Origin of the sequence: Pseudonocardia kunmingensis (assembly GCF_006716445.1) — a bacterium.
In the GTDB taxonomy this organism is placed as follows: domain Bacteria; phylum Actinomycetota; class Actinomycetes; order Mycobacteriales; family Pseudonocardiaceae; genus Pseudonocardia; species Pseudonocardia kunmingensis.
Genome location: NZ_VFPA01000003.1, coordinates 516389 through 539508 on the forward strand (window position 1 = coordinate 516389; position 23120 = coordinate 539508).

Sequence of the window (23120 nt, forward strand, 5' to 3'; positions counted from 1 at the left end):
CTCCGGTCACTGCTGCCGCCGCACCATCAGCCGCTGCAGCAACGCGTTCTCGAGCTCGGCCGCCTCCTCCTCGGAGACCTCGCCCGCCCGCCGCGCCTCGTCGACCCGTTCCAGGTGCGAACGGATGCGCACCGGGTCGTAGTACTGCTCCTCGGCGTGGTCGTGGATCTGCTCGGCCAGCCACAGCACCCCCCGCACGGGGGCGAGCGGCAGGCCGAGCAGCCCGGTCAGCAGTCCCACTACTGCTCGTCCCCGGGAACGAAGTCGTACGGCGCGAGCGGGCCGAGCAGCCGCAGCCGGGCCCGCCCGTGCAGCCGCTCCCCCAGCCCCTCGACGGCGTCCTCGAACTCCTGCGCGCGCTCGCGCTCCACCAGGAAGGCCGCGTTGACGATGTCGTCGGGCTGGCCCGGGTGGTGCTCGACGATCCCGACGGCGTACGGCTCCAGCCCCGTCACCAGCTGCTCCGCCTCGGCGTCCCGGCGCTCCTCCAGCGCCCCGACCACGAGCTCGCCCAGCCGGAGCCGCTGGTGGTAGGTGGCGTCCTCGGGCAGGTCCCGGATATCCGCCTGCAACTGCCGGATCTCCGGGTCCGACTCGAGCACCTCGCGCAGCACGACGTCCTGCTCGTACCGGCCCTTGAGCGTGTACTGCACACGCCCCTCGAGCTCGCCGAGCGCGGCCACGAAGCGGTCGTGGTGCGGCGCGAGCAGCTCCTCCACGACGCCTTCCTCCTCGACCACGGCCGGGAAGCGCATCGGGAGCACGGCGGCGATCGACGCGACGGTGTCCACCACCGCCTCGTGGGCGAGCAGGTCGTCCCGCGTGCCGAGCGGCCGGTCGGCCGGCACGTCGCCGACGATCGCCGCGAGGTCCCCGTGGGCCACCGTCGAGACCTTCCCCGACGGGCCCAGCCCGGTCAGGCCGTCGGGCAGCGGCGTATCCGCGCCCACCAATCCGTAGACGTACACCGCGGTCATTCCTCGCGCTCCCGCACCCGCCGCTGCGGACGCCGTCGCGGCGCCTCCTCGCGCTCCCGGTCCTCGCGCCCGCTGGTCAGCACGTCCTCGACCTTGTCGACGGCCGCGTCGAGGACGCCGGACGTCTTGCCTTTCGCACCGCCCTCGGTCATGCCCTGCACCAGCCCGGGCAGGTCCTTGCCGCCCTTGGCGTAGAGGTCCAGGCGGTTGGTGGCCTCGGCGAAGCGCAGGTAGGTGTCCACGCTCGCCACGACGATCCGCGCGTCGATGGTCAGGATCTCGATCCCGACCAGCGAGACCCGCACGAACACGTCGATGACCAGGCCCTTGTCCAGGATCAGCTCGACGACGTCGGCGAGACTGCTGGACCCGCCCCCGCCCCGCTCGACGTAACCGCCTCCGCCACCCTGTCGCTGGGTCGCCACTGTCATGCGTCACCGCCCCGTCGTGATCTCGACGCCGTCACCGGCTCCCGGTCCGCGGGCTCGGCATCGGCGTCCTCGGCCGCCTCGTCGGCGTAGTCCTCGTCGGCGTAGTCCTCGTCGACGGGCTCGCCCTCGTCGGCGGCGTACTCGTCCTCGTCCTCGTACTCGTCCTGGTCCTCGCCCTGGTCCTCGTCCTGGTCCTCGTACTCGCCCTCGGCGTAGGCCTCGTCCCCGGTGTCCTGCCCGGTGTCCTCGCCGGCCTCGTCCTCGGACTCCTCCTGCGCGCGCTGCTCCTCCTCGAGGGCCTCCTCGTGGGTCTTCACGACCTCGCTGTCGTGGATCTCGCCGCGCCAGCCCTCGACCTCGTCCTGGTGCATGAGCACGTTGCTCATCGCGTGGCGGCGGAAGTGCTGGAACTCCAGCCGCGCGCGCCTGCCCTGCGCGCGCCAGATGTTGCCGGTGCGCTCGAACAGGCCCTGCGGGTGGTACTCGAGCACCAGCAGCACCCGGGTGAGGTTGGGCCCGAGACCGGTGAAGGTGACCGCCCCGTCCACGTGCCCCTTCGCGCCCTTCGACCGCCACACGATGTGCGAGTCGGGCACCTGCTCGACGATCGTCGCCTCCCAGGTGCGGTGCGACCAGACGACCTGCGCCTTCCAGTTCAGCTTCTCGTCGCTGGCCTGCTCGACGCTCCCGACCTTCTTCATGAAGCTCGGGAAGTCGGCGAACTGCGTCCACAGGTCGTAGGTCGTGCGCAGCGGCAGGCCGACGTCGAGGTCCTCGCTGATGACGGTGACCTTGAGCTTCTTGCCCCCGCCTCCGGAGCCGCGGCCCCCGCCGCCGAACGCCTCCTGCACCTTGTCCTTGACGGCGCCGAACCCGCGGCTCAGCAGGCCCGGCGACGAGTCACCGTCGTCGTCCCCGTCACGCCGGTTCCCGTCGGGGTTCAGCGCCTCCCGCAGGCCCTCGCCCCCGTTCTCGGCCACGCCGGTGAGCCGGTCCGACAGCGAGGTGACCCGCTCGGTGGCGGCCTCGGCGGCGCGCTGGACGAGCAGTCCCAGCAGGCGCTGACCGGCGTCGCGCAGCGCGTCGGTGGGCACGGCGTCCTTGAGCTTCTCCGACGTGCCGGCGTCAGCCATTGCCCTCACCCCGGCGGGTGCGCGTGGCACGGGCGGGCTTGCGGCCCGACGCGGCCTTGCCCGCCGTGCCCGCGGCGGCCTTGCTCGTGGCGCGCGTGCCGCCACCGGCGGCCGTGCCGGCGCGCCGCACGGTCGTCGTGGCCGCGGAGCTCTTGCCACCCCGGCCGGACGGCGCCTTCGTGGCCGGTGCAGACGTCCGGCGGCGGGCCGGTGGGGGCTCCTCGTCCTCGGCGTCCTCGGCATCCGCGCCGGCACGCTCCGGCTCGTCCGCGGGCGACGTGTCGTCCACGACACCCGTGTCCTCGCCGGTGTCGTCCTCCGCCCGCTCATCGGCAGGCGCGGGCTCGTCCGCCTCCGGGCGGCGCCGTGGCGCGCCGAGGTCACCCAGGGACTCCACCCGCTTGCCGACCCGGTCGGTGAGCGACTCGACCTGCCGCGTGGCCACCGCCAGAGCGGCTCCCTTGCCCGCCTCCAGCAGCCGGCCGCGCACCACGTCGGTGAGCTGCGCCAGCTCGGGCGAGGCGTTCAGCAGCTTCGAGCCGCCCTTCAGCAACTCACCCGGCCCTCCGGCCCGGCGGCCCGCACTCATCCCGGCCAGCATCAGGGCGAGCTTCATCTTCTTCGTGCGTCCGAGGAAGTAGCCGCCGGCGACGCCGAGGGCTACCCGCGCTCCACATTTCACTGCTACTCCTCCGTCTCGCCGATGTGCGCAATCCACTTCTCGGGAGCGCTCCAGCGACTACCCGGCGTGCAGTTCCCGAACACTCCACCACGCTCCGACCGCGATATTTGCGCCATTCGGAGCAAGCGGCTCCCGCAGGCGTCCCCGATTACCGGGCAGTCGGGGGAATTGCAGGCCCAATAGGCTGAGAGCGTCCACAGGTGGATGCAGCCCCGCCACGATCACCGCCCGGCCGTGCGGACGGCCGCGACGACCGCGACGACGATCAGCACCAGCAGCAGCAGGACGACCGTCACGGGCAGCAGGACCAGCGCCAGCACCAGCGCGAGGACCAGCGCGACCTTGGCCCCGGTGCTCATGCGACCCACGGCGCCCAGCACCGCGCCCCACACCGGGTTGCGGCCACCGAGTGCGGCCCGCGCGCCGCCGAGCAGGGCGTTCATCCGGATCCCCCCGCGCGCGGCGACGTCGTCGAACCACGTGGCGAGCTGCTCCACCCCGTCGAGCGCGACGCCGAACGCGCGCTCCAGCACCGTCGCGAGCAACCTGCGCAGGCTCGCGCGCAGTTCCTCCACCGGCGACGGCCCGTCCGGTCCCGACCCGTTCCCGCCGGGGATCCGCAGCACTGCGGGCGCCGTCGCCTCGCCCCTCGACGCCATGTCCGCTTCCCTCCGTCGAATCGGGCCGCCCGGACGGCAGCCGCGGACCCGGCGTACCCCTCCCGGCGCCGCGGGCACACTTTCCCGCAATACGCCGAAGGTGCTTTCCCCCGGTTCGCGCAACCAATTGGGCCAGATGTCAGCGCGGCACGCCCGAACCGGCGAGCGACGCCTCCAGTTCGGCGTAGGTCGGGGCGAGATCACGCAGGATCGCCACGGCCGAGTCGCCCTCGCCGCCCACCAGCGGGCGCTGCAGGCCACCGACGAGCCGGGCCTGGCGTTCGGCCACGGCGGAGGCGGCGCCGAGCCCGAGCCGCCCGAGCCACGCGGCCGCGTCGGCGAGCCGCCGCGCCCCGACCTCGACGGCGAAGTGCACCAGGTGCCCCGTCTGCGCGTCCGTCAGCCCGTCCGCGACGTGCGCGGCGAACCGCTCGACCGCCGTCGCCGGGCGTTCGCCGTCGGGGGTGAGCAGGCGCCGGGCGGCGGGCAGGCAGGCCCGCAGCGCGTCGTGCACGTCCACCGAGCGGACCCGGCGGAACGCCGTGCGCATGGTGAACGGCTGCGCCGGATAGCTGAAGGACACCGACTCCCAGGCCGTCGTGAATTCGTCGACGGGCAGCGTGGCGAAGGGGTGTCCGTGCGGGTCGTGGAAATGCACGACGCCGTCGACCACCGCGGTGACGACGACGAAATGGTCGGCTCCGATCGCGGTGCCCGACCCCGGCTGGTGCATGAGCAGGCCCATCTCGACGGGGCCGACGAGCACCGGCCCGCCCGCGTCCCGCAGCCGCTGCACGGCGTCGGCCGCCGACCCGCCCGCCGCGCGCTCGCACGTCCACCCGAGAAGGTCGAGGGCGTTGTCCAGGCCGATGCCGGGGTCCCAGCCCAGCGGGTCGAACCACGCCAGCCCGTCCTGGCACTGGAACCCGAACGGCGAGCCGGTCAGCACCTCGATCGCGGACGGCTCGGGCGCCCCGCGCCCGAGGACCATGGCGAGGGAATTGGCGTAGCAGTACGGCCCGGATCCGATGTAGGGAAATCGCATGGCCCCGAGCATGGCAGTTTTCGCGGCTAATTCACAACAATGGTTCGCCGGCGTGCTCGATCTGCGTGCGGATTGAAAATGCGGGCCGCAGCATCATCGTCACCTCGGTGCGCTCCAGCGCGTCGGCGAGCCGGTGCGCCTCGGCGGCGTCGAGCCGGAACCCGAGCAGCACCCGCCGGTACAGCAGCGTGGGCGGGCCCGCGTCGAGGGTGACCGTGACCTCGATGTCGCCCGGTTCGCCGTCACGCTCCAGGTGGCTGCGCGCCGACATCGCGCTGCACGCCGCGAGCGCGCCCGTCATGAGCTCGAGAGGGCTGGGCCCGGCGCCGTCGCCGCTCTCCGCGTGGTCGACGGTGACGGCGTGCGGACCCAGCCGGACGTCGACGGCGCGCCCCGCACCGGCGGCGAGCCGCGCGTCGGCCGACGCCATCGGCACCTGCATCGTCATGCGCCGGGCTCCTCGGTGATCGGCAGGCGCACCCGGAAGCGGGTGTCGCCCGGTTCGGAGGTGACCGAGAGGTCGCCCCGGTGGCGGGTGACGACGACGCGGTAGCTGACGTCGAGCCCGAGCCCGGTGCCGCGCCCGACCGGCTTGGTGGTGAAGAACGGTTCGAAGATCCGCTGCCGGACCTCGGGCGCGATGCCGGAGCCGGTGTCGCCGATCTCGACGACCACGCAGTCGTCGACGCGGCCGGTGCGCACGGTCAACGTGCCGGAGCCGTCCATCGCGTCGATCGCGTTGTCGATGAGGTTGGTCCACACCTGGTTGAGCTCGGCGGGGTAGGCGGGGATCAGCGGCAGCGTCCGGTCGTACTCCTTGACGATGCCGATGCCCGCCTCCTCCCCCAGCTTGCGCCCGAACATGACGAGGGTGGCGTCGAGGCCCTCGTGCACGTCGATGAAGCGGTGCGGGGCGCGGTCCATCTGGGAGTACTGCTTGGCCGCGAGCACCAGGTCGGAGATCCGGCTGGTGGCATCGAGGATCTCGCGCAGCAGGCTCTCGGTCTCGACGGTGTAGGCGAGCCAGCGGACGGCACCCTCGAGCGTGGTCTCGTTGGCCGCGGCGTGCACCGCCTCCAGGTCCTCGACGCCCAGGCCGCCCGCGACGAACACCGGCGCCAGGTCCCAGCTGCCCTCGATGCCGCGGTCGTCGAGCCAGTCGGACAGCTCGTCCTCGCGGTCGGTGGCCTCCAGCGGCGACAGCGCGGGCGCGTGCCGGACCTTCTTGACGAACTCGTCCTGCGCCATCACCAGCTTCTTCAGCTGCGCGCCTGCGATCTTCCCGTCGGCGATCATGGCGAGCTTCGCCCGCATGCCGGCGACCTTGTCGCGCAGGGTGTCCGCGGCCCGCCCGGCCGCGGCGGCGGGGTTGTTCAGCTCGTGCGTCAGGCCCGCGGACAGCTTGCCCAGCGCGAGCAGCCGCTCCCGCTCCGCCACCTGCGAGTTGCTGCGGCGCATCCCCAGCATCATGCCCTCGAGCAGGTGCACCGCCATCGGGAACCACTGGGCGAACGCGCGCGCGAACTCGGCGGCCGGGAGGGCGAGCACGGTGACGTCGGTGATCGCCCGGACGGACGCCCCGTAGATCCGTGCCGACTCGTCGTCGAGGTAGAACTGGGTGGCGCCGAAGTACACGCCCCGCTGGTCCGTGCGGGTGGTCTCCACCGGGTCGCCGCCCACCAGCCGGCTCATCGAGATCGTGCCCGACAGCAGCACGTAGAAGCAGCGCGACGCCTCGCCCTCGGTGACGATGTCCTCGCCCGCCGGCATCGCGACGACGTCGGAGTTCTCGACGATCCAGGTGACCTGCTCGTCGGTGAGGTCGGCGAACAGGAACAGCGTGCGCAGCTCCTCGGGCGCCAGCCGGGCCGGCGCGCTCACTGCTCCGCCAGGTAGCGGTGCACGAGGGTGACGGCCATGGCGCCCTCCCCGACGGCGGAGGCGACCCGCTTCACCGAGTCGGCCCGCACGTCGCCCGCCACGAAGACGCCGGGCACGCTGGCCTCCAGGTGGTAGGGGTCGCGGTCGAGCGTCCAGCCCGGTGGTCGCTGCCCGTCGACGACGAGGTCGGGACCGGTGGGGATGAAGCCGCGCGCGTCGCGCTGGACGAAGCCGTCGAGCCACTCGGTGCGCGGGGCGGCGCCGATGAACACGAACATCGAGCCCGCCTTCACCGACTCGGTGACGTCGCCCTCGCAGAGGCTGAGCGACTGCAGGTGCCCGTCGCCCGACGCCTCCACGACCTGGCACCCGGTGCGGACGGTGATGTTGTCGATGGCCTCGACCTGCTTGATCAGGTAGCTGGACATCGACGCGTCCAGGCTGGGCCCGCGCACCACCAGCGTGACGGTGGCGGCGTGCTTGGCGAAGAACACCGCCGCCTGGCCTGCCGAGTTGGCGCCCCCGACGATGTAGACGTCCTCGCCGCGGCAGGCCGGCGCCTCGGTGGCCGCGGAGCCGTAGAACACGCCGCGCCCGGTCAGGTCGGCGACGCCCGGCGCGTCCAGGCTGCGGTAGGAGACGCCGGTGGCGAGCACGACGGAGTGTGCCGCGATCTCGCTGCCGTCGCCGAACTTCACCACCCGCGCCGAGCCGCGCGCCTCCAGCCCGACGACGTCGCGGGCGGTGAGCACCTCCGCCCCGAACTTGGCGGCCTGGCGCCGGGCCCGGTCGGTGAGCTGCGCACCCGATACGCCGTCGGGGAAGCCGAGGTAGTTCTCGATGCGCGAGCTTTGCCCGGCCTGCCCGCCGGTGGCCTGGCGCTCCACCAGCACCGTGCGCAGGCCCTCGGACGCGCCGTAGACGGCCGAGCCCAGGCCGGCCGGGCCGCCACCGATCACGACGAGGTCGTAGAAGTCGGTGGCCGGGTCGGTGGTGAGGCCGACGGCGGCCGCGATCTCGGCATCGCTGGGCGCGCGCAACGCGGTGCCGTCGGTGGTGATCAGCACCGGCACGTCCTCCGGCGACGCGCCCGCGGCCTCCAGCAGCCGCGCCCCCTCGGGCTCGTCCACCGAGTAGTAGCGGTAGGGCACCGCGTTGCGGGCGAGGAAGTCGCGTGCGGAGAAGCACTCCGCCGACCAGCGGTGCCCGACGACGCGGATCTCGTCGATCGGCCGCACGCCCACCGCGCGCCAGGTCTCCACGAGCGCGTCGACGACCGGGTAGAGCTTCTCCTCCGGCGGGTCCCACGGCTTGAGCAGGTAGTGGTCGACGTCGACCAGGTTGATCGCCTGGATGGCGGCGTCGGTGTCGGCGTAGGCGGTGAGCAGGGCCCGGCGCGCGTGCGGCGCGATGTCCATGGCCTGCTCGAGGAACTCGATGCCGTTCATCTCCGGCATCCGGTAGTCGGCGAGGATCGCGGCCACCGGCTCACCGCGCAGGGTGAGCTCGCGCAGCGCCTCCAGCGCCTCGCGGCCGGACTCGGCGCGGACGATGCGGTGCTCCTGCCCGTAGCGGCGGCGCAGGTCGCGCGCGACGGAACGGCTGACGCCGGGGTCGTCGTCCACGGTCATCAGGACGGGCTTGGTCGAGCGGGGCTCGATCGTGGTCATTTGCAAGCTCCTGCGGGACGCGCGGTCCCGCCCAGGTAGGGGCGGGCTCCGTGCTCGAACCTAGCGCCGCGCGCGAGGGAGTGAGCAGCCCCTCGCGACGAACGGCACTCTCGTCGGTCCCTAGCCGACCAGAGTGCCGTTCGTCAGGTCGCTCCGCGCCTTCGAGCAGCACGGCCCCGGGCTGCCGCTGGCCACCGACCTCGTCCGCGCCGAGCACGTCGCCGAGCGCGTGGCCGCGCGGCTTCCCACCGGGACCCGGAGCACCGGTGCGCTGAGCCCTGATCCGCGACGAACGGCACTTTCGTCGGCTAGGTAGCGACGAAAGTGCCGTTCGTCATGCGGGTCAGGCTCCTGTGAGCACCCCGTCGAGCCTCCTCGGGAGGCCCAGGGGGTTGCCGTCCTGCAGCGCCTCGGGCAGCAGGGACTGCGGGGTGTTCTGGTAGCAGACCGGGCGCAGGAAGCGGCGCAGGGCCGTGACGCCGACGCTCGTGTGGATCGACGCCGTGGTGGACGGGAACGGGCCACCGTGGTGCATCGCCCAGGAGACCGCGACGCCGGTGGGCCAGCCGTTGTAGACCAGCCGTCCCGCACGGTCGCGCAGCGCGTCGAGCAGGGGCGCGAGGGTGGCGGCGTCGGAGTCCTCGGCCTGCACGGTGGCGGTGAGGTTGCCGCCGAACGCCTCGGCGGCGGCCAGCATCTCGTCCGGGTCGCTGTACTCCACGACGATCGAGGTGGGCCCGAAGCACTCCTGCAGCATCGCGTCCGGGTCGGCGAGCAGCTCCTTCGCCGTGGTGGCGAGCAGCGTGGGCGCGACGCCCGCGTCGGTGTCGGCGCCGTGCACGAGCGTGCGCACCGGGCCCAGACCCTCCAGCCGGTCCCGCTCGTGGGCGTGCCCCTCGCGGATGCGGTCGTTGAGCATCCCGGCCGGCGCCGCGTTCCGCACGGCCTCGGTGAGCCGCTCCTCCAGGCCGTGGCCCTCGGGCAGGAACAGCAGGCCCGGCTTGGTGCAGAACTGGCCGGTACCGAGGGTGAACGAACCGACGTAGCCGTCGGCGATGTCGGCCCCGCGCGCCGAGACCGCGGCCGGGGTGACGAACACCGGGTTCAGGCTGCCCAGCTCGCCGTAGAACGGGATCGGCTCCGCGCGCTTGGTGGCGATGTCGAGCAGGGCGAGCCCGCCCTTCACCGAGCCGGTGAAGGCGCCGGCCTTGATCCGCGGGTCGGTGAGGACCGTGGCGCCCGCGTCCATGCCGTGGACCACGGCGAACGTGCCGTCGGGGGCGCCGGCGGCGCGCAGCGCCTCGACGAGCACCTCGCCCGTGCGCACCGACAGCCGCGGGTGGCCGGGGTGGGCCTTGAGCACGACGGGGCAGCCGGCCGCGAGCGCGGACGCCGTGTCGCCGCCGGGCACGCTGAACGCGAACGGGAAGTTGCTGGCCGCGAACACCGCGACCGGGCCGAGCGGCAGGAGCATCCGGCGCAGGTCCGGGCGCGGCACCGGCTTCGCGTTCGCATCGGCCGAGTCGAGGGTGACCTCGAGGTAGGAGCCCTCCTCCAGCGCGTCGGCGAACAGCCGCAGCTGGCCGCTGGAGCGGGCGACCTCACCGGTCAGGCGCCCCTCGGGCAGCGAGGACTCCTCGATCGCGATCGGCACGAGCTCGCCTGCCGCCGCGTCGAGGGCGTCGGCGGCGGCGCGCAGCAGCGCGGCGCGCTCGGCCGGGCGGAGCGCCGCGAGCGGTCCGGCCGCCTGCGCGGCGGCCGCGAGGACGCGCTCGAGCTCCTCGGGCGTGGTGTCGGGAACGGTCACTGCTGTCCCTTCCGCCTGGCGGCCGGGCGCTCGTACGCATCCACCAGCCAGGCCAACGGTTCGCGGCCCCGTACGACGGGGTTGGTCAGGGTGCCCACCTGCGCGATGTCGATCTCCACGACATCGCCCTCGGCGAGCGAGAAGCTCAGCTCCGGGACGATACCCGTGCCGGTGGACAGGATCGCCCCGTCGGGGAAGTCGGTGGGCGCGTAGAGCACCTGCACCAGCTCCTCCAGCGTGCGGTGCAGCCGGGCCGTGCTGGTCTCCCCCTCGAAGGCGGTGGCGCCGTCGCGCACCACCTTCATGGTGATCGCCAGGTCGGCCGTGTCGACCTCCCACGCCGGGCGGATACCCGTGGCCAGCGCGCAGCAACCGCTGAAGATCTTCGCCTGCGGGATGTAGAGCGGGTTCTCGCCCTCGATGGAGCGCGAGCTCACGTCGTTGCAGACCGTGTAGCCGACGATCTCGCCGGCGCTGTTGGCGACGACCGCGAGCTCGGGCTCCGGGACGTCGACCTCGGAGTCGGCGCGCACCGCGACCGGCTCGCCGTCGGTGACCACGCGCCAGGCCACGGACTTGAGGAACAGCTCGGGGCGCGGCGCGTCGTAGACCAGCTCGTACACCGACGCCTGGACGCTCTCCTCCACCCGGCCCGCGCGCGAGCGCTCGTAGGTGACGCCGGAGGCCCACACCTCGGTGCGGCCGTCGACCGGCGGCAGGTAGGTGACCGTGGCGGCGTCCACCTCCGGTCCGGCGGGCTCGAGGCCGGCGCGCAGGGCGTCCAGCGGCTCCTGCAGCAGCTCGGCGACCGAGCCGTAGCGCACCGGGGCGATCTTCCCCTCGCGGCGCACCCCCACCTTGGGCTGCGTCCCACCCTGCTCGACGTAGCGGACGATCTCCATGCTCCACCGGCTCCTGTCCGTTCGCGGCACACGCTGCGCGTGGATCCTATAGGATCTCTCCGGTGACGCCAGGGGCTCGCGCACCACGGCCGGGGAGTCGGCCCGTGCTCGTCGACGACGTGCACGAGGCGATCAAGGCGATGATCATGGATCACGGGATCGCCCCGGGCGCCCGGGTCTCCATCGACGGCCTCGCCCGCGAGCTGGGCGTCTCCCCCACGCCGGTGCGCGAGGCGCTCGCCCGGCTGGAGTCGGCGCAGCTCGTCGTCTCCGAACCGATGCGCGGCTACCGCACCACGCCGCTGCTGACCCCCGACCAGCTCGCCGACCTCTACCGGTTCCGCCTGCTCATCGAGCCGTGGGCGGCCGGCCGCGCCGCCGAACGGGCGGACGACGCCGGCCGGGCCCGGCTGGCCGCCGAGATCGCCGCGGCCGACGCGCCGGAGGCCGACACCTACGCCGCCTACCGCGCGTTCAGCGCCCACGACGCGCGCTTCCACCTGCTCGTCGCCGAGCTCGCCGGCAGCGACCAGGTGCGCGAGGCGTTCGAGCGCACGAACTGGCACCTGCACATCTACCGGCAGTACTACGACCGGGGCATCGGCCCGCAGGCGCTCGCCGAGCACCGCCGGATCACCGACGCCGTGCAGGCAGGCGACCCGACGCGCGCCACGGCGGCGATGCGCGCGCACCTGGAGTCGAGCCACGCCCGCCTGCAGCCGACATGACGCCCACACACCGAATCCCGCGCTCGCACACCGACTGCAGTCGGTGCGGCAGCACCACAATCGGTGTGCGACGGCCCGAGGCCCACGCCCCACTCCGCTCACACACCGACTTCCGTCCTCGCACACCGACTGCAGTCGGTGCGCCGGCACCACCATTGATGTGCGACCACGCAATGGCCGCCGAGAAGGAGATCTCGTGACCGTTCTCGACGAACTCGCCGCCGGGCTGGCGGCCGACGCGCTGCTCAGCGACCCGGCCAGCACCGACGCCTACCGGCACGACGAGGCGAGCTTCTGCGCCGCGGGCGCTCCGCTCGCCGTCGTGCGCCCGACGGAGACCGCGCAGGTGCAGCACGTGCTGCGGGTGGCCTCGGCGCACCGGGTGCCGGTGGTGCCGCAGGGGGCGCGGTCCGGGCTGTCCGGCGCGGCCAACGCCGTCGACGGCGGCATCGTGCTCTCCCTGACCGGGATGGACCGCATCCTGGAGATCGACCCGGTCGACCAGGTGGCCGTGGTGGAGCCGGGCGTGCTCAACGCCGTGCTCTCGCGCGCGGTGCTCGAGCAGGGCCTGTACTACCCGCCGGACCCGTCGTCGTGGGAGATGTCGACGATCGGCGGCAACCTCGCCACCAACGCCGGCGGGCTGTGCTGCGTGAAGTACGGCGTGACCACCGACTTCGTCCGCGGGCTCGAGGTCGTCACCGCGGGCGGCGAGCTGCTGCGGACGGGGCGGCGCACCGCGAAGGGCGTGGCCGGCTACGACCTCACGAAGCTGCTCGTCGGCTCCGAGGGCACCCTCGGGGTGATCACGCAGGCCACGCTCGGGCTGAAGCCCGCACCGGAGGCCGCCCTGACGATGGCCGCGGCGTTCGGCTCGGCCGCCGACGCGCTCTCGGCCGTCACGCGGATCATGGCCGCCGGACTGCAGCCCTCGCTGTGCGAGTTCCTCGACGCCGTCACCGTGCAGGCGATCCAGGACTACCGCGACATGGGGCTGCCGACCGGCGTCGGCGCGCTGCTGCTCACCCAGTCCGACCGCGGCCCGCGCGCGGCCGAGGACGTCGCAGCGATGGGCGCGATCTGCACGGAGCTCGGTGCGCTCGACGTCGCCGTCGCCTCCGACGCCACCGAGTCCGAGATGCTCATGCAGGCGCGGCGGATCGTCCACTTCGCGGTGGAGAAGCTCGGCTCCACGCTCATCGACGACGTGGCCGTGCCGCGCTCCCGCCTGGTCGAGCTGCTGGACGGCATCACCGCGATCGCACGGGAGCACGACGTGCTCGTCTCCTGCCCCGGCCACGTCGGCGACGGCAACATGCACCCCACCGTGATCTTCGACCGCGGCGACCCGGCCGCCGTCGACCGCGCCCAGCGGGCCTTCGACGCGATCATGCGGCTCGGCCTGGCGCTGGGCGGCACGATCACCGGCGAGCACGGCGTGGGCGTGCTGAAGCGCGACTGGCTCGAGACGGAGCTGGGCGAGCTGAGCGTGGACCTGCACCGGAGGATCAAGGATGCGTTCGACCCGCAGGGCATCCTCAACCCGGGCAAGGTCCTCGCCTCCGGCTGAGGTTCAGGAAAGCCACATTCATGAACGTGCAGGACATGAATGTGGCTTTCCTGAACTCTCGGGACCGTCAGCCCAGGGCTCTCACCAGGGCCTGCGTGACCTCCTGCGTGCTCGCCGTGCCGCCCAGGTCCTTCGTCCGGGTGGCCTCGTCGCGCAGCGTCGTCTCCATCGCGGCGACGACGTCCGCGGCGGCCGCCGCGTGGCCCAGGTGCTCCAGCATCAGGGCCGCCGACCAGACCGCGCCGACCGGGTTGGCGATGCCCTGGCCCGCGATGTCCGGGGCCGAGCCGTGCACCGGCTCGAACATCGACGGGAACTCCTTGGTGGGGTCCAGGTTCGCCGAGGGGGCGATGCCGATGGAGCCGGCGACCGCGGCGGCGAGGTCGGAGAGGATGTCGCCGAACAGGTTCGAGCCCACCACCACGTCGAACCGCTCGGGCGACAGCACGAACTTCGCCGCGAGGGCGTCGATGTGCTCGCTGTCCCACCGGACGTCCGGGTGCCGCGCGGCGCGCTCGGCCACGACCTCGTCCCAGAACGGCAGGGTGTGCACGATGCCGTTGGACTTGGTGGCCGAGGTGACGTAGCCGCGCCGCGAGGCGGCCAGCTCGAACGCGAAGTCGGCGATGCGGCTCACCCCGACCCGCGTGAAGATCGACTCCTGGACCGCGAGCTCGTCCGGCAGGCCGCGGTTCACCCGCCCGCCGACCTCGCTGTACTCGCCCTCGTTGTTCTCGCGGACGACCACGAAGTCGACGTCGTCGGCGCCCCGCAGCGGGCTCCGCACGCCCTCGAACACCCGGATCGGGCGCAGGTTGACGTACTGGCGGAACGTGCGCCGGATCGGGATGAGCAGGCCCCACAGCGAGACGTGGTCGGGCACGCCCGGCCAGCCGACGGCGCCGAGCAGGATCGCGTCGAACCCGCGCAGCGTCTCGATGCCGTCGGCGGGCATCATCGCGCCCTCGTTCGCGTACCGCTCGCACGACCAGTCGAACTCGGTGTACTCCAGCGACACCGAGTGCCGGGCGCACACCGCGTCGAGCACGGCGCGCGCGGAGTCGATCACTTCGGACCCGATCCCGTCCCCGGGGATCACGGCGATTCTCTGCACGGGCGCCAGTGTCCCCCGCCGGGAGTCCGTCGGGTGAGCCGGTGGCTGCAGCGGAACCGGGCCGCCGAACTGTCCGGCGGACTTCAGGGGGCACTGGTAGGCAACCGCGCGTCACCGTTCACAGCAGCGCTGCCGCCAGCTCCCGCCACTCGCGCCGCGGCAGGGCGGCCGGGTCGGCGGTCAGCACCTGCACGGACACGTGGTCGGCGCCCGCGTCGAGGTGCTGCCGGACCCGCTTGCGCACGTTCTCGACGTCGCCGTGCGCGACGATCGCGTCCACCAGTCGGTCGCTCGGCACCGGGTCGAGGTCGCCCGCGCCGAACCCGAACCGGCGCACCGACGCGCGCTGGTGCGCCGCCGCGCCGACGTACATCGCGACGTGCGCGCGGGCGATGTCCCGGGCCCGCGCCCGGTCGGTGTCGAGCACCACGGCCTGCTCGACGCCCAGGAAGGCCTCGGCGCCCATGATGGCGCGGGCCCACGCGGTGTGTTCCACGGGCACGAAGTACGGGTGCGCGCCCCACGTCCGGCGTGCCGCCAGTTCCAGCATCCGCGGCCCGAGCGCGGCGAGCACCCGCCGCGGCGCCGGATCCGGGCGCACCCCGTGCACCGGGACGGCGTCCATCGCGTCCAGGTAGCCGCGCATCGCCGGCACCGGACGGCCGACGGCCGGCATCGCGTACCCGTCGAGGGCACCCGTTTCGCCGTCGACCCGGTGACCACCCAACCCGAGCAGGTAGCGGCCGGGGAACGCCTCGCCCAGTGCACGCTCGGCGGTCGCCATGCCGATCGGGTCCCGGAAGCCGATGTTGGCGATCCCACTCGCGACGACGATCCGGCGCGTCGCGCCGAGCAGCAGCCACGCCTGCCCGACCGTGTCGCGGCCGAACGCCTCGCCGAACCAGACAGCCCCGTACCCGAGCTCGTCGATCTCGGCTGCCGCATCGCGAACCTCGCCCGCCGGGCTCCCGTCGAACGCGAAGGTCCACACGCCGACCTCACCGAGGCCCTGCCGTTCCTCGCCGGTCATCACACACCCCTATGCGGAGAACCTCTCCGCTTCCGTGTCGGACTATACGGAGAACCTCTCCGATTGCCTAGGATGGGTCCGTGGGAGAAGTGCGATGACGGGGCGGGCGCAGCGCGCCGACGCACGCCGCAACCAGGAGCGCCTCGTCGATGCGGCCCGGGACGCGTTCGCCGCGCACGGCCCGGACGCCTCGCTGAACGACATCGCCCGCCGGGCGGGCGTCGGCGCGGGAACGCTCTACCGCCACTTCCCGACGCGGGAGGCGCTGCAGGCCGCCGTGCTCACCGACCGCGTCCAGCGGCTGAGCGACCACGCCGCCGAGCTGCGCACGAGCGCCGCCCCCGGCCCGGCCCTCTCGGAGTGGCTGCGGGCGTTCCTGGTCCACGCGGGCACCGACCACGGCCTCTCCGGCCGCATGCTGGTCGCGGAGCAGGACGGGCCCGCCGTCGACTGCCACCGGTTGATCCGCGACGCCGCCGCGGACCTGCTGGCGGCCGCGCAGCACGCCGGCGCCGCGCGCGCGGACGTCACACCGGACGACGTGCTCCTGCTGGTCACCGGGGTCGCCCTCGTCACCGCCGGTCAGGGCGCAGTCGACGACCGTCCCGGCCGCCTGCTCGGCATCGTCCTCGACGCGCTGCGGCCTTCCTCCCTCAGCCGCCGAACCCCAGCAGCGCCACCATCAGCGGCAGGATCACGATGATCAGGATCGCCCCGAGCACGTCGAACGAGAAGCCCGACCGGATCATCGTGGTGATCGGCACCGCGCCCGAGCCGTAGACCACCGCGTTCTGCGGGGTCGACACCGGCAGCATGAAGCCGAACGACGCCGCGAAGGTGGCCGCGATCGCCGGGACGAACGGGTTGACGCCCGCCGCGACGGCCACCGGGATCACGATCGGCACGACGACCGCGGCCGAGGCCGTGTTGCTCGTGGTCTCCGACACGACGATCGCGAGCAGGACCGCGAAGATCGTGACGGCCACGATGCTGGTGAGGCCGAGCCCGCTGGAGACCCCGTTGCCGATCGTCTCGGCGAGACCGGTGGAGGAGAGGAGCGCGCCGAAGATGATGCCGGTGCCGAACAGCACGATCGTGCCCCAGTCGATCTCGGCGGCGTCGCGCCAGCGCAGCGTGAACTCGCGGTTGCTCCAGTCCGTGGGCAGCAGGTAGAGCAGCGAGGCGCCGAGCACGGCGACCATGCCCTCGTCGAGCCGGTCGGTGACGGCGGTGTAGAAGTCGGAGTCGGTGCCCGCGGCCAGCGCCACGATGCCGGGGAAGATCCACAGCGCCACGGTGATGCCGAAGGCGATCAGCGTGTTCTTCTCCGCCCGCGACAGCGGCCCCATCTCGGCGCGCTGCCGGGCCACGTACTCCTCGACGCCGTCGATGCGTCGGATCTCGGGCTTGTTGAGCAGCAGCAGCACCACCGCGAGCGCCACGAACATCAGCAGGCAGATCGGCACGGCCATGCCCATCCACGCCGCGAAGCTGATGCGTTCGCCGGTGGCCTGTTCGATCAACCCGCGCCCGATGAGGTTGGGCGGGCTGCCCACCGGCGTGAGCAGGCCGCCGACGCTCGCGCCGTAGGCCAGCATCAACATGATCGCCGCGCCGACCCGAAGCCGCAGCGGGTCGAAGTCGCTGGCCACGAGCCCGCGCTCCTGCAGCAGCTTCGCGACCACGCCGAGGATGCCCAGCGCGGTGGGCAGCAGCATCGCGACGGTCGCGGTGTTCGACACGAACGCCGAGAGCAGGGCCGTGATCGCCCCGAAGGCGATGATCACGCCGAACGTCGAGCTCCCCACCTTCGGCAGCGCGAGTATCCGGAACGCGAAGCGGCGCGCCAGGCCGTGCTTCAGCATCGCCTGGGCGAGGATGAAAGCCCCGATGAAGGTGAAGACGGTGGACGAGCCGAAGTTGGCGAGCACGTCGTCGGCCGGCTCGACCTGCAGGAACACGATCACGGCCACGCCGATGAGGCCGCCGATCGGGATCGGGACGGCCTCGGTGACCCACAGGACGATGACCCCGAGCAGCACCGCGGCGAGGTTCTGCTGCTGCGGTTCGAGGCCCATCGGCAGTAGGAGGAAGACGATCGTGACGAGCGGGGCGAGGAAGAGCCCGACCGTGCGGCGTCCCTTCTCGAACCGTTCCTCCGCCGGTGTGAGCTGCTGCTCACCGAGGCTGCGGTAGGTGGCGTGGCCGAGCAGGGCCTTGTCGACGTCGGTCCGGGGGCGGGAGCTCTCCGCGGTCATGGACCGAGGGTGACATCCATCACGGGTCCTGCCTAGAAGTAGGTCTCCACGAGATCCACGACCCGGTCGCCCTCGACGAGGGGCAGGACGCGCCACTTGTCGAACAGCGTGCAGGGGTGCGAGATCCCGAGCGCCAGCAGGTCGCCGGGAACGAGGTCGGGCTCGTCGCGCAGGTACAGGTGCTGGTCGTTGAGCTCAACGCTGCGACCGGCGGCCTGGCGGGGCGTGCGGCGCCCGTTGGCGCGGGGGTGCACGAGCAGCGGCACCGGCAGGTCCTGGTCGAACGGCACGTCACGGCGGCCCACGCCGATCAGCGCCAGCCCCGGCTCCGGCACCGACAGCACCTGCCCCAGCACCTGCACGGCCGGGCGCAGCCGGGCGCTGCCGGGGATCCGGGACCACGGGTCGGTGCGGCTGTAGAGGCCGTGGTCGTGCGCGACGTAGGCCCCGGAGCGGAGCACGACCCGCACCGGGGCGCCGCCGGGCAGCGGCCCGGGGAGCACGTCGAGCACCACGTCGACGAAGGAGCTGCCGCCCGCGGAGATCACGACGGGAGCGCCGGGGTCGGCCAGCAGCCCACCCGTCACCAGCTCGTCGGCGACCTGCCGCAGGGCGCGCAGGTACTCGCCCACGCGGGCGAGGTCGTCGGGGCGGGTCGTGCCGGTGACGCTGCCCTCGTAGCCCGCCACGCCCAGCACCCGCAGCCCGGCCGCCTGGGCGGCGCGGGCGAGCGCGACGGCGTCGACCACCGTGCGCACCCCGGTCCGCCGCCCGGGAACCCCCAGCTCGACCAGCACCCCGAGCCGCTCACCGCGCCCGGTGGCCTCCCGGGCCAGCAGGTCGACCCCGACCGGCGAGTCGACGTAGCACCACAGCTGCGTGCCCTCGGGCCCGGACGCCACCCGCTCCAGCAGGTCGGCGGCGTCGCCCGCGTCGACCAGCTCGTTGGCCAGCAGCACCTGCCGGGTGCCCCAGCTCAGGGCGGTGCGGGCCTGCGCCGGGGTCGCGACCGTCGCGCCCCACGCGCCGGCCGCCAGCTGGGCCTGCAGCACCAGCGGGGCCATCGTGGTCTTCAGGTGCGGGGCGATCTCCACGCCCGACGCGGCGCACAGCCGCGCGACCGACTCGATGTTGTGCCGCAGGGCCGATCCGTCGAGGGTGGCCAGCGGCCACGAGAGCGGGAGGTGGGCGAGCGCGGGCCGGTCGCGGCGGACCTGCTGCGCGGGCAGCGGCTCCGCCACCCGCCAGCCCTTGGTGGTCGCGGTGATGACGGGATCGGGGAACTGCAGCAGCACGGGCCAGATCATGCCGTGCCCGACGCCGCCCCGCCGGGTCACGCCGGGCCGGGTCGCACGGCCCGGCCCGGAGCGGCCCCGGTGAACACGCCCCCGCGCAGCGCCGGGACGCCGCCCACCCAGACGTCGTCGACGCCCTCGGCCGGCCGGCGCGGATCGGCGTAGCGGGCGCGGTCGCGCACCGCGGCCGGGTCGGCGAGCACCACGTCGGCGACGGCCCCGGGACGCAGCCGGCCCCGCCCGGGCAGCCGGAACAGCGCGGCGGCCCGGCCGGACAGGTGCGCGACGACGTCGTCGATCGACCAGCCGCCGAGCTCGTGCACGCCCAGCGCGAAGAACCGGGCGAACGCGCCCCAGCCCCGGGGGTGCGGGCGACCGCCCAGGTAGATCGCGTCCGAGCCGGCGAGGTGCCCGGGGTGCTCGAGCAGCCGGCGCACCGAGGCCCCGGAGTTCGTCGGCGGCTGCGCGAACACCGCGCTGACCCGCAGCCCCGTGGAGACGAGCAGCTCGAGCACGGTCTCGGGCACGGACCGGCCCAGCCGGGCGGCGACCTCGGGCAGGTCGAGGCCCTCCGCCCACGCCAGCTCCCCGGGCACGGACGCGAGCGCGGTGCGCGGCCAGAGATCGCCCAGGCCTGCGAGGTGCGCGAGCACCTCCTCCCGCCGCGACGAGCCCGGCGCGAGCAGCGCCAGCGCCCGCTCCGGCTCGGCGACCGGCACCCAGCCGGGCAGCGTGAGCATCGACAGGATCGTGCAGCCGCGCAGGTAGGGATAGGAGTCGAAGGTGACGGCCACGCCTGCGGCGGCCGCGTCGGCGAGCGCGGCCTCCACCACGTCCGCGGGCCCGTGCAGGTGCGAGACGTGCGTGGCCACCCCGCTGGCCCGCGCGATGTCGACGAGCTCGGCGAGCGCGGCCGGGACGGCCGTCTCGTAGCCGCGCATGTGGCTGACGTGCGGCAGCCCCGCCCGTGCGACCACCCGGCACAACGCCACCAGCTCGTCCCGCTCCGCCGCGCCGCCCGGCAGGTACTCCAGCCCCGTGGACAGCCCGCAGGCGCCGTCGGCGACGGCCTGGGCCAGGAGCGCCACCATCGCCTCGACCTCCGCGCCGGTGGCCGGGCGCAGCTCGCCGCCGAGCACCGCGAACCGCAGGGTCCCGTGCGGGGCGAGGTAGGCGACGTTCACCGCCGTGGCACCGTCGTAGGTGGCCAGCAGGTCCGCCACCGAACCGCCGGGGAAGCCGGGGTGCGTTCCGTTGATCGCGGCGAAGTAGCCCGTCGCGTAGGCCGTGGCGTCGTGCGGCCCGCCGAGGGGACTGGGCGCCATGGAGACACCGTCCTGGCCCAGCACCACCGTCGTGATGCCCTGGCGCAGCATCGCCAGCTGCACGTCCGGGTCGAACACCGCGGCCTCGCCGTGCACGTGGGCGTCGACGAAGCCGGGCAGCGCCCAGCGGCCGCCGCCGTCGACGACCTCGGCGCCGCCGTCCTCCCCCGTCCCCGGGGGCGTGACGGCGGCGACGCGGCCGTCACGCAGCAGCAGGTCGGCGGGGCCGGCCTCGGGGAGGCGGACGTCACGCAGCAGGGTCGAGTCGCTCATCCTGCGATGATCCCCAGGAGCGTCTCCCCGGTCACACACGGAGCGCGGGGAACGTCGTCACGCGTCGGTTAGGGTCGGCCGCGATCACGCCCAGGGAAGGACCTTTCAGATGACCGAGGCCAAGCGCGCCGTGCGCACCGACGACGCCCCCACCCCCATGCCCGTCTTCTCGCAGGGCGTGGTGAAGGGCGGGATGGTGCAGGTGTCCGGGCAGGGGCCGCAGGACCCGGCCACCGGCGAGTACGTGCACCCCGGTGACGTGCAGGCCCAGACCACGCGCACGCTGCAGAACGTGCGGGCGATCCTGCTCGCCGCGGGCGCCGACCTCGACGACGTGATCATGCTGCGCGTCTACCTCACCACCCGCGAGCACTTCCCCCTGATGAACGAGGCGTACGCGGCCTTCGTCGCCGAGCACTGCCCCTCCGGAGTGCTGCCGGCGCGCACCACGGTGTTCGTCGGGCTGCCGCGCGAGGAGATGCTCGTGGAGATCGATGCGCTGGCGGTCCTCGACGGCTGACCGGCAGCATGGCCGGCGTGCCGCTGTTCCCCGTCCCCCGCTCGCTCGAGTGGCTCGACGGGCCCGGCCCGCCGCCCGGCGCGCCGCTCGCCGTGCGGCACGACCCCGACCTGCCCGAACAGGGCTACAGCCTGGATCGCGACGTGTCCGGCACCCGGATCGGCTACCGCGACGACGCCGGTCTGCGCTACGCCCGCCAGACCCTCGACCAGATCGAGGCCGACCGCGAGCTCGCCGGCCGCGCGGTACGGGTGCGCGACCGGCCCGACTTCGCCGTCCGCGGCTTCATGCTCGACATCAGCCGCGACCGCGTGCCCACCCGCCGCGCCCTGCGCCGCTACGTCGAGATCCTCGCCGCGGCGCGGATGAACCAGCTCGAGCTCTACACCGAGCACACCTTCGCCTTCGCCGGCCAGGAGGCGGTGTGGGCCGCGGCCAGCCCGCTCACCGGCGACGACATGCGCTGGCTGGACGCGCTGTGCGCCGCGCACGGGATCACGCTGGTGGCCAACCAGAACACGCTCGGGCACATGGAGCGCTGGCTGGCCACCGAGCCGCACCGCGACCGCGCCGAGAAGCCGGAGGGGTTCTCGATCGGCGGCCGGCACCGCCCGCCCAGCACCCTGGAGCCCACCGAGGAGAACGCCGCGTTCGCGGTGGGGCTGGTGCGCGAGCTCGCCGCCACGGTACGCGCGAGGCGGGTCAACATCGGCGCCGACGAGCCGTGGGAGCTGGGCCGGGGCCGCAGCGCCGCCGACGCGGCCGACCGCGGCGTCGGCCGGGTCTACCTCGACCAGCTGCTGCGGATCGCCACGCCGCTGCTCGAGGACGGGTTCGAGGTCGAGTTCTGGGCCGACGTGCTCGCCGACCACCCCGCGGTGGCCCGGGACCTGCCGACCACCGGGCTGATCCCGGTCGTCTGGCAGTACGACGGCCCGGAGCACGCCCGCGCCGCGCTCGACCGCGCGAGCGAGGAACAGCACCGGCAGTGGAAGATCGACGGCTTCGACATGGAGGCCCTCGCCGGCGGCTTCCGCAAGCGGGCAGAGGCGCTCACCGCGGCAGGCCGCCCGTTCTGGGTGGCGCCGGGCACGGGGGCGTGGAAGTCGTTCGTGGGCCGGCTGGACAACGCCGTGGAGAACGTCCTCGACGCCGCCGATGCCGGTCTCGAGCACGGCGCCACCGGCTACGTGCTGACGTCGTGGGGCGACCACGGCCACCACGAGCCGCCGACGATCACCTACCCGCCGCTGCTGCTCGCCGCCGCCGTCAGCTGGTGCGTGGAGACCAACCGCGACCTCGACCTCGCGGCCGCGCTGGACCGCGTGGTGTTCGCCGAGGACGCCGGGCTGGGCGCCGTGCTCACCGCGATCGGGTCGGTGGCCGCCGCGCTGGACGCCCCGATCCTGAACTCCTCGGCGCTGTTCACGGTCCTGTTCGAGGGCGGCGACGCCGCGGCCGTCCCCGCGGTGACCCCGGCGGCGCTGGCCCACGCCGAGCGCGTGCTTGCCGACGCCGCCGAGGCGCTCGCGCCGGCCCGCCCGGCCGGCCCCGACGGCGACATCGCGGTGCGGGAGACCGCGCAGGCCGTGGAGCTGGCCCGGTTCGCCGTCGCGCTGCTCGCTGCGGGCGGGATCGCGGAGCTGACACCGAACGCGGCCGTGGACCTGCTCATCCGCCTGGACGCGCTGCTGGTCGAGCAGCGCGCCTGCTGGCTGCTCAGCGCCCGCCCCGGCGGGCTGGACGACAGCCTCGCCCGGTTCGCACCGCTGCGGGCCGCACTCGTGGGGCGGGCTCTGCAGTAACGGGGGCCGCTCGTC

Annotated in this window: 23 protein-coding genes; 6 read left to right on the plus strand and 17 right to left on the minus strand. The window is 73.8% G+C overall.

All coding sequences use genetic code 11. From position 1 onward, the window contains the following. Positions 1 to 6 precede the first annotated feature (6 nt). The 10 genes from FB558_RS25300 to FB558_RS25345 form a co-directional block, all read right to left on the minus strand. Positions 7 to 240 carry a gas vesicle protein GvpG gene (locus FB558_RS25300; RefSeq protein WP_142057502.1) on the minus strand — a complete coding sequence of 78 codons (234 nt, stop codon included), beginning with the start codon at positions 238 to 240 and terminating at the stop codon, positions 7 to 9. Further along, positions 240 to 977 carry a GvpL/GvpF family gas vesicle protein gene (locus tag FB558_RS25305; protein WP_142057504.1) on the minus strand — a complete coding sequence of 246 codons (738 nt, stop codon included), beginning with the start codon at positions 975 to 977 and terminating at the stop codon, positions 240 to 242. Before FB558_RS25305 ends, FB558_RS25300 begins: the two co-directional genes overlap by 1 nt. Then, positions 974 to 1408 (minus strand): gas vesicle protein GvpJ, encoded by a 435-nt coding sequence (gvpJ, locus tag FB558_RS25310; RefSeq protein WP_142057506.1) that lies wholly within the window; start codon positions 1406 to 1408, stop codon positions 974 to 976. Before gvpJ ends, FB558_RS25305 begins: the two co-directional genes overlap by 4 nt. Beyond that, positions 1405 to 2541, minus strand: coding sequence for an SRPBCC family protein (locus FB558_RS25315; protein WP_142057508.1), 1137 nt, complete (start codon positions 2539 to 2541; stop codon positions 1405 to 1407). Before FB558_RS25315 ends, gvpJ begins: the two co-directional genes overlap by 4 nt. Then, the gene (locus FB558_RS25320; protein ID WP_142057510.1) at positions 2534 to 3223 is read right to left on the minus strand and encodes a hypothetical protein; all 690 of its coding nucleotides are present in this window, start codon (positions 3221 to 3223) and stop codon (positions 2534 to 2536) included. The genes FB558_RS25315 and FB558_RS25320 overlap by 8 nt, the downstream gene beginning before the upstream one ends. 221 nt (positions 3224 to 3444) lie before the next feature. Next, positions 3445 to 3882: a hypothetical protein gene (locus FB558_RS25325; protein ID WP_142057512.1), complete on the minus strand. Its 438-nt coding sequence runs from the start codon at positions 3880 to 3882 to the stop codon at positions 3445 to 3447. Positions 3883 to 4021: 139 nt separating this feature from the next. Then, entirely contained in the window at positions 4022 to 4927 is a 906-nt protein-coding gene (locus FB558_RS25330) for a hypothetical protein (protein WP_142057514.1), read from the minus strand. Positions 4928 to 4958: 31 nt separating this feature from the next. Continuing rightward, positions 4959 to 5375, minus strand: coding sequence for an OsmC family protein (locus tag FB558_RS25335; protein WP_142057516.1), 417 nt, complete (start codon positions 5373 to 5375; stop codon positions 4959 to 4961). Beyond that, positions 5372 to 6808 (minus strand): ATP-binding protein, encoded by a 1437-nt coding sequence (locus FB558_RS25340; RefSeq protein WP_142057518.1) that lies wholly within the window; start codon positions 6806 to 6808, stop codon positions 5372 to 5374. The genes FB558_RS25335 and FB558_RS25340 overlap by 4 nt, the downstream gene beginning before the upstream one ends. Then, positions 6805 to 8478, minus strand: coding sequence for an FAD-dependent oxidoreductase (locus FB558_RS25345; protein ID WP_142057520.1), 1674 nt, complete (start codon positions 8476 to 8478; stop codon positions 6805 to 6807). The genes FB558_RS25340 and FB558_RS25345 overlap by 4 nt, the downstream gene beginning before the upstream one ends. A gap of 133 nt (positions 8479 to 8611) precedes the next feature. Here FB558_RS25345 and FB558_RS44740 point away from each other — a divergent pair, with 133 nt between their 5' ends. Further along, positions 8612 to 8794, plus strand: a complete 183-nt coding sequence (locus FB558_RS44740) for a creatininase family protein (RefSeq protein WP_246106738.1) — start codon at positions 8612 to 8614, stop codon at positions 8792 to 8794. Between the two features lie 27 nt (positions 8795 to 8821). On the opposite strand, the gene FB558_RS25355 is transcribed toward FB558_RS44740, so the two are convergent. Both FB558_RS25355 and FB558_RS25360 read right to left on the minus strand, forming a co-directional pair. After that, complete coding sequence (locus FB558_RS25355; RefSeq protein WP_142057522.1) at positions 8822 to 10285, minus strand: aldehyde dehydrogenase (NADP(+)); 1464 nt, start codon at positions 10283 to 10285, stop codon at positions 8822 to 8824. Continuing rightward, positions 10282 to 11187 carry a fumarylacetoacetate hydrolase family protein gene (locus FB558_RS25360; protein WP_142057524.1) on the minus strand — a complete coding sequence of 302 codons (906 nt, stop codon included), beginning with the start codon at positions 11185 to 11187 and terminating at the stop codon, positions 10282 to 10284. The genes FB558_RS25355 and FB558_RS25360 overlap by 4 nt, the downstream gene beginning before the upstream one ends. A gap of 104 nt (positions 11188 to 11291) precedes the next feature. On the opposite strand from FB558_RS25360, the gene FB558_RS25365 reads away from it, so the two are divergent. Further along, positions 11292 to 11915: a GntR family transcriptional regulator gene (locus FB558_RS25365; RefSeq protein WP_211366832.1), complete on the plus strand. Its 624-nt coding sequence runs from the start codon at positions 11292 to 11294 to the stop codon at positions 11913 to 11915. Between the two features lie 196 nt (positions 11916 to 12111). Beyond that, the gene (locus FB558_RS25370) at positions 12112 to 13485 is read left to right on the plus strand and encodes an FAD-binding oxidoreductase (protein WP_211366833.1); all 1374 of its coding nucleotides are present in this window, start codon (positions 12112 to 12114) and stop codon (positions 13483 to 13485) included. 67 nt (positions 13486 to 13552) lie between these two features. Here FB558_RS25370 and FB558_RS25375 read toward each other — a convergent pair whose 3' ends face one another. Then, the gene (locus FB558_RS25375) at positions 13553 to 14608 is read right to left on the minus strand and encodes a tartrate dehydrogenase (protein ID WP_170231587.1); all 1056 of its coding nucleotides are present in this window, start codon (positions 14606 to 14608) and stop codon (positions 13553 to 13555) included. A 109-nt stretch (positions 14609 to 14717) separates the two neighbouring features. Beyond that, positions 14718 to 15629, minus strand: a complete 912-nt coding sequence (locus FB558_RS25380) for a TIGR03620 family F420-dependent LLM class oxidoreductase (RefSeq protein ID WP_142057530.1) — start codon at positions 15627 to 15629, stop codon at positions 14718 to 14720. Positions 15630 to 15723: 94 nt separating this feature from the next. Here FB558_RS25380 and FB558_RS25385 point away from each other — a divergent pair, with 94 nt between their 5' ends. Next, entirely contained in the window at positions 15724 to 16332 is a 609-nt protein-coding gene (locus tag FB558_RS25385) for a TetR/AcrR family transcriptional regulator (protein ID WP_142057532.1), read from the plus strand. Here the strand turns inward: FB558_RS25385 and FB558_RS25390 are convergent. From FB558_RS25390 to FB558_RS25400, 3 genes are read right to left on the minus strand one after another with little or no spacing between them, the layout of a single operon-like run. Next, positions 16283 to 17887, minus strand: a complete 1605-nt coding sequence (locus FB558_RS25390) for an SLC13 family permease (protein ID WP_142057534.1) — start codon at positions 17885 to 17887, stop codon at positions 16283 to 16285. The genes FB558_RS25385 and FB558_RS25390 overlap by 50 nt on opposite strands. A 32-nt stretch (positions 17888 to 17919) precedes the next feature. Next, positions 17920 to 19224 carry an alanine racemase gene (locus tag FB558_RS25395; RefSeq protein WP_211366834.1) on the minus strand — a complete coding sequence of 435 codons (1305 nt, stop codon included), beginning with the start codon at positions 19222 to 19224 and terminating at the stop codon, positions 17920 to 17922. Next, the gene (locus FB558_RS25400; RefSeq protein WP_142057536.1) at positions 19221 to 20780 is read right to left on the minus strand and encodes an N-acyl-D-amino-acid deacylase family protein; all 1560 of its coding nucleotides are present in this window, start codon (positions 20778 to 20780) and stop codon (positions 19221 to 19223) included. The genes FB558_RS25395 and FB558_RS25400 overlap by 4 nt, the downstream gene beginning before the upstream one ends. A gap of 109 nt (positions 20781 to 20889) precedes the next feature. Between FB558_RS25400 and FB558_RS25405 the strand changes: the two genes are divergently transcribed. After that, on the plus strand, positions 20890 to 21300 hold the full coding sequence (locus FB558_RS25405; RefSeq protein WP_142057538.1) for a RidA family protein: 411 nt from the start codon (positions 20890 to 20892) through the stop codon (positions 21298 to 21300). Positions 21301 to 21317: 17 nt separating this feature from the next. After that, entirely contained in the window at positions 21318 to 23105 is a 1788-nt protein-coding gene (locus FB558_RS25410) for a family 20 glycosylhydrolase (RefSeq protein ID WP_211366835.1), read from the plus strand. Positions 23106 to 23120 lie beyond the last annotated feature (15 nt).

What these genes read in the sequence shown, in the direction of transcription:
- FB558_RS25305 (WP_142057504.1), bottom strand. Translation starts at nt 977, where the DNA reads ATGACCGCGGTGTACGTCTACGGATTGGTGGGCGCGGATACGCCGCTG.
- gvpJ (WP_142057506.1), bottom strand. Translation starts at nt 1,408, where the DNA reads ATGACAGTGGCGACCCAGCGACAGGGTGGCGGAGGCGGTTACGTCGAG.
- FB558_RS25315 (WP_142057508.1), bottom strand. Translation starts at nt 2,541, where the DNA reads ATGGCTGACGCCGGCACGTCGGAGAAGCTCAAGGACGCCGTGCCCACC.
- FB558_RS25325 (WP_142057512.1), bottom strand. Translation starts at nt 3,882, where the DNA reads ATGGCGTCGAGGGGCGAGGCGACGGCGCCCGCAGTGCTGCGGATCCCC.
- FB558_RS25330 (WP_142057514.1), bottom strand. Translation starts at nt 4,927, where the DNA reads ATGCGATTTCCCTACATCGGATCCGGGCCGTACTGCTACGCCAATTCC.
- FB558_RS25335 (WP_142057516.1), bottom strand. Translation starts at nt 5,375, where the DNA reads ATGACGATGCAGGTGCCGATGGCGTCGGCCGACGCGCGGCTCGCCGCC.
- FB558_RS25345 (WP_142057520.1), bottom strand. Translation starts at nt 8,478, where the DNA reads ATGACCACGATCGAGCCCCGCTCGACCAAGCCCGTCCTGATGACCGTG.
- FB558_RS25360 (WP_142057524.1), bottom strand. Translation starts at nt 11,187, where the DNA reads ATGGAGATCGTCCGCTACGTCGAGCAGGGTGGGACGCAGCCCAAGGTG.
- FB558_RS25380 (WP_142057530.1), bottom strand. Translation starts at nt 15,629, where the DNA reads ATGACCGGCGAGGAACGGCAGGGCCTCGGTGAGGTCGGCGTGTGGACC.
- FB558_RS25385 (WP_142057532.1), top strand. Translation starts at nt 15,724, where the DNA reads ATGACGGGGCGGGCGCAGCGCGCCGACGCACGCCGCAACCAGGAGCGC.
- FB558_RS25390 (WP_142057534.1), bottom strand. Translation starts at nt 17,887, where the DNA reads ATGACCGCGGAGAGCTCCCGCCCCCGGACCGACGTCGACAAGGCCCTG.
- FB558_RS25400 (WP_142057536.1), bottom strand. Translation starts at nt 20,780, where the DNA reads ATGAGCGACTCGACCCTGCTGCGTGACGTCCGCCTCCCCGAGGCCGGC.
- FB558_RS25405 (WP_142057538.1), top strand. Translation starts at nt 20,890, where the DNA reads ATGACCGAGGCCAAGCGCGCCGTGCGCACCGACGACGCCCCCACCCCC.